This is a genomic window from Caballeronia ptereochthonis (genome assembly GCF_001545075.1).
Lineage (GTDB): Bacteria > Pseudomonadota > Gammaproteobacteria > Burkholderiales > Burkholderiaceae > Caballeronia > Caballeronia ptereochthonis.
In genome coordinates, this window is sequence record NZ_FCOB02000081.1 from 1 (window position 1) to 3,205 (window position 3,205).

Annotated in this window: 3 protein-coding genes and 1 pseudogene; all 4 read right to left on the bottom strand. The window is 58.5% G+C overall.

Features of this window, described 5'->3' with window-relative positions; genetic code table 11:
• Positions 1–527: hemagglutinin repeat-containing protein (locus AWB83_RS35445; RefSeq protein ID WP_341866753.1), on the bottom strand; the 527-nt coding region annotated here is incomplete at its 3' end.
• 110 nt (positions 528–637) lie between these two features.
• Positions 638–1,036, bottom strand: coding sequence for a hypothetical protein (locus tag AWB83_RS36630; protein ID WP_159463106.1), 399 nt, complete (start codon positions 1,034–1,036; stop codon positions 638–640).
• A gap of 139 nt (positions 1,037–1,175) precedes the next feature.
• Positions 1,176–1,847, bottom strand: a complete 672-nt coding sequence (locus AWB83_RS35455; RefSeq protein WP_087050252.1) for a hypothetical protein — start codon at positions 1,845–1,847, stop codon at positions 1,176–1,178.
• Positions 1,848–2,131: 284 nt separating this feature from the next.
• Positions 2,132–3,205: pseudogene (locus tag AWB83_RS37585) on the bottom strand (hemagglutinin repeat-containing protein); the annotation flags it as partial.

Sequence of the window (3,205 nt, forward strand, 5' to 3'; positions counted from 1 at the left end):
GCGCTGCCGCCCGCCGCGAACGTCGTGCCCTTCGTTTGCTCGTCGTAGTTGTGCTGAACCAGCTTGTCACGGTCATCCGTCGCGACGTTATCGAACTTCAGCGTATTGGTGATGGTCGTCGCGGTCAGGTTGCCGCCTGCAGCGACGCCCAAATCGCCGCCCGCGCGCACGCTCGCGCCTTTGAACGTCATGTCGTTACCCGACTGCATCGCCAGACTGCCGCCTGCTCGGATGCCGCTCGTCTGGTTGATCGTCGTGTTCTCTTCCCAATGGTGGTCGGCGTTCTTGGTCACCGATTGCGACGTGTTCGACTGCACCGCATCGACGAGGATACTGTTGCCCGCCGCGATCTGCGCGTTGCCGCCCGCCGCGATGGTCGCGCCATGCACCGTCAGATCGTGGCCGGCTCCGATCACCATGTCGCCCGTCGAGGCGATCGTGCCCTGCGCGCCCACCAGCGTTTGCTGGACGCGGCTGCCGCCCGCCACCGAACTGACGCCTGCCGCATCCACCAGCGTCGTGTTCACGATAACTGAAGAAGAATTTTTTAATTGCTAGACCACCGATAATCGCGAACATGATTGCAACACAGATCCAATGCACGACTTTTTGCCTCTAGGAGGAAGGACATTAAAGGCTATAGCGCGAAAGTAAGCGTCGATTTCATCTCTACCGCATGGACTAGAAAATCATGCATTGATCTAATTTCAGTCAAGAGTTCGGCTTTCTCGACTGTCGCGGAGATAGTGGTGCCATCGCTAAGATGCCTATAAACGAACTGGATCGTCTCAGGCTGTTTAGCTTCAATAGAACGAATCAAGTTGGCAAACGCTGTGGCAACCGCGCTTACGGTCTTTGTGTCGGCTTCATCTTCCTCGAACTGGTCGAACATTGTCCCGTGCCGCAAGTTGAACGACCTCCAGAATCCGACGGAAAAAAGCCACTCCGACAGGTTTCCGGACAGCTCGAATACAGAAGAGTCCGAAGAGCTGCCGTCCAGTGAAACTCTATATACCTTAGAGACTTGCATTCTCATGATTTACCCTTCATTTATCCGTGTTCTTGTAGTGCGTTAGCCCTTGCCGTATGCCGGACGGAATGCCGGTTTGGATCGTTTTGTTCGGCCCGATCGTGGGCACGTTATTCGGCAGTGACTGTCCGCTCTTGTCGAGATATTAGCCGGAAGCATTCTGTACGCGATAATAGTTTCCTGCATTGTCGTAAACAACAGCGGCCCCAGTGTTCGGGTTGGTATATATCGTCTTTCCCGAATCGGTATAGGAAACCGTAGGGCTAGAGCCGGCAATTCGCGTCACAGTGTCCGACAACGAACCCGAAGACCAATTACTGCCATTCTTCGCAGCGCGAGCTGCACCGTCCGGATTGAAAATCGGCGCTTTTGGTGCATCGTCGCTTGCCGATGGCATTGGCATCGCGCCGCCGCCGCCCACGGTGAACGTCTCAGGCTGCGCGTCTCCAGAGATCGCACCGCCCGCCGTGGGCAAGATGTTCAGGTGCGTGTCCGTTACATCGTTACCCGCCGTGTTCTCGTGGCCCGGTCGGTCGTCGACCTTCTTGTGCCGTTGGTTATTGTAGCGATCCGCGTTGCTCGCGGAGGACGCCCCCGAATTACCCGCGATCACCCCACCGGCACCCGTGGCGATCACATTCGATACGATGTTGCCGAGCGCCGCCGCCGCGTCGCTACCGCCCGCGCTGTCCGCGATTCCATCGCTCAGTCGGTTCAGATTGTTGGCCGCAATCGATGCGATCGCTGCACCCGCTGCGCCGCCAATCGCGCTTCCGCCACCTAGCCCTGCCACCATCGCCGCGCCCGCCGCGTGCATCGCTGCGCGAGCGCTACCACCCTCGGCCCATCGGAGATATTGTCAGTGGTCACTATCTCCCATCGAGCCTTGGTTACGCTCTCGCTTTCGCGACGCCACAATCTCCTTTACTAACTTATATGTGATCGCCACAAATAGAATCACATAGAGTGGCATTCCCGCCAACACAGGCCTCCAGCCGGCACCTTGAGCGATCGACACGCCCGCAAAGGCGGCAACGATTCCTAATAGCGATAGATAAGCCTTTACGTACCGTTGCGTCATTGATGCTGCTTCTTTGCGCTTCATTGTTTAGAGAGACCGTTCTGGACAGCGTTTTGAACCGGACCAGCTGCGCCCTGAATCATTTGGTTTAGGAGATTGCCCAATGCCCCGGGGAAGATAATCTGTGCTCCAGCACCAGCAGCTGTCGCAATCGTAGCGGCAGCCGCAGCGCCATTCGGATTACTTCTCGTCATACCCGCTGTACCAAACGCGCCAACGCCCGCCACTCCCGCGTTATACATATTGGCCGCGATTTTTCCCGCCGTTCCCATTCCTGAGATTGCAGCACCACCAATTGCAAAAGGATACGTTAGACCACCAACGACCCCAGCAATATACGAATTCGTAACGCTTGGCGCGTCCCTGGTAAGCCCTGTCGCATAACTGTAAGCACTTCCCGCGTAGTCAAGGCCACCTGCAAGCGCCGCGGCCGTCACGGCTTCAGGCCCAAGAGCAATCACGACAGCAGCCGGAGCGCCGTAAATGGCCGCCGTCTTCATGTTCTCCGAGGCCGCCGCCGCATTATCCCTCTGTGCCTGAATCGCCGCATTCAGAACCGTTTCGTCGCACTGCCCGGTTGCCGGACACACCTGCGCTATCAGATCATTCTTCTTGCGGTGCATGGTCTGGTTATACAGCTCGACGTTCGATGCCGTGGCTGCTCCCGCTCCGCCACCGACCAGCGCTCCGCCGACACCTGCCACCACATTCGCGGTGAGGTTGCCGAGCAACTCCGAACCTGTTGCCGATCCTACTCCCTTCGAGATCTGGTCCAACTGGTCTGCCATTTTCGCAGCCAGGCCTGCACCCGCCGTGCCGCCAACCGCACCGAACGCGCCACCGCCAAGACCACCGATCAGCGCTCCGCCTGCAATATGGAGTGCCGTCCTGTTGTCCCCGCCCTCATCCCACGCGGGATCGCCCGTTTCGTTGAACTTGTCGTTCGCGTAGTCGCCGATGCGCCGCGAAACCGCTTCACCCGCCGCGCTCGCCGCATTCATGGTATCGGCCTGCCTGACGAGGATGTCGTTCACGTCCGGCAGTTTCGCCACCTGCGCGTTGGTGCTCGTCGTGTCACGGCTCAGGCTCGCGAT